Source organism: Flavobacterium sp., from assembly GCF_036741995.1.
Lineage (GTDB): Bacteria > Bacteroidota > Bacteroidia > Flavobacteriales > Flavobacteriaceae > Flavobacterium.
The window spans coordinates 1-1,504 of sequence record NZ_DAINRG010000113.1; the positions used below are offsets into that span (position 1 = coordinate 1).

Annotated in this window: 2 protein-coding genes; both read right to left on the reverse strand. The window is 36.8% G+C overall.

Annotated features, from left to right (window positions below):
- Nucleotides 1-121: 121 nt before the first annotated feature.
- Complete coding sequence (locus V7D82_RS13765; RefSeq protein WP_333601519.1) at nucleotides 122-1,252, reverse strand: fibronectin type III domain-containing protein; 1,131 nt, start codon at nucleotides 1,250-1,252, stop codon at nucleotides 122-124.
- Nucleotides 1,253-1,287: 35 nt separating this feature from the next.
- Nucleotides 1,288-1,504 (reverse strand): MFS transporter (locus tag V7D82_RS13770; RefSeq protein WP_333601520.1); only part of this gene is annotated, 217 nt, incomplete at its 5' end.

Here is a 1,504-nt window from a genome sequence, read left to right on the forward strand (position 1 = left end):
CGTTATTTAATTCGATACTACTGTCTATCGGTTCATTATCACAAGAAGTAAAGGTAAAGGCAGTAAAAATTAAAAAAAGTCCAACTATTAGTTTTATAGTTTTCATGTATGATTATGGGTTTTATTGTTTGGTATAAATAAGAGATATGTCGCAGGTTAAATAGACCGGCGCTCCTGTGGTTACTTCTGTCCCTACAACAGCACCATCGTTTATGGTGTAAACTAAAGTGTTGCCTACAACGTTAAAACTGTCCGTCATAACATCACCTGTTTCGGGATCTGTATAAGTTAGCGATAGAATATTTCCTGAAAGTGTCCAAGTTCCTGACAAGTCAGGATCTGTAAAACAAGTTATTGTTTCAACCGTTTCTCCGGTGGCTGCATCAACTTGAATATCTATATCAGTTCCTTTAGAATCAGAAACAAAAGTATTGTTAGCATTTAGTGTTAAAAACATATCATTCATACAAGCTGTCTCATTCATCTGATTTACAGAAGCAGTTCCATCATTGTTTAAGTCTGTTGGAACGGAAGTATTAAAAGCAGTAAGTCTGTAAGTCCCGGCAACAGTTCCACCTGTATTGTTTACAGCTGCTACATTTATTGGTCCTACCCAACTACTGAATTCAGTAGCAGTACATTTAGCTCTGACATAAAAGTCATAACCGCCTGTAGTTGCAATATCGGTGATTTGTTTAGTTAAGGTTGTTGAGGCTACAGTAATTCCGTTACCAAGTGGAAATCCGGTTGTACCGTATTGTATCTCCCAAGATGTTTCAGTTCCTCCGGCTGCCCAAGCTACATTCACTGTTGTATTTTGAGTAGCATTTCTAGAAGCTGTTAAATTGGTTGGATTTCCACAATTCGGATTCACAACTGCCTGAACAGTTACCGGTCCAACCCATTGGCTGCTTTCTTCTGCAGAACAGTTTGATTTTACGTAAAAACTATAACTGTTTCCTGAATTCAAACCTGCGATGGTAGCAGAATTTGTGGGAGAAACTATTGTTGTTCCTGTTCCTAATGCAAATCCTTGAACGCCGTATTCAATAGTCCAAGAAGTTTCATTTCCACCAGGTGACCATGTTAAGTTAACAATTGAATTATTGACAAAATCACTAGCCTGAAGAGACGATGGTTCATCACAAGTGTTTATATTAATGGCCGGATCAATCGGCTCATTTTCACAAGAAGTAAAGGTAAAAGCTGTTAGAATGAGGTATATCCCGATTAGATATTTTATGTTTTTCATTTTGTTTGTGTAATTTTTTTCCAAATATAATTGATTTATTTATTTCTCAAGGCATTTTTAGGAACTCTGAACAACAGAATTAAGCCAATGATGAAAAAAGCCCCCAAAAAGACGATGGCATTACGCATGCTACCTGTGATTTGGTCAATGATACCGTAGATTGACATCCCGATTACAATACCGACTTTTTCAGTAACATCATAAAAACTAAAAAAAGAAGTAGTGTCTTTGGTTTCGGGCAATAGTTTCGAA

Bases quoted from the DNA above. Each gene is read 5' to 3' on its own strand.
- V7D82_RS13765 (WP_333601519.1), bottom strand. From the start codon at position 1,252: ATGAAAAACATAAAATATCTAATCGGGATATACCTCATTCTAACAGCT.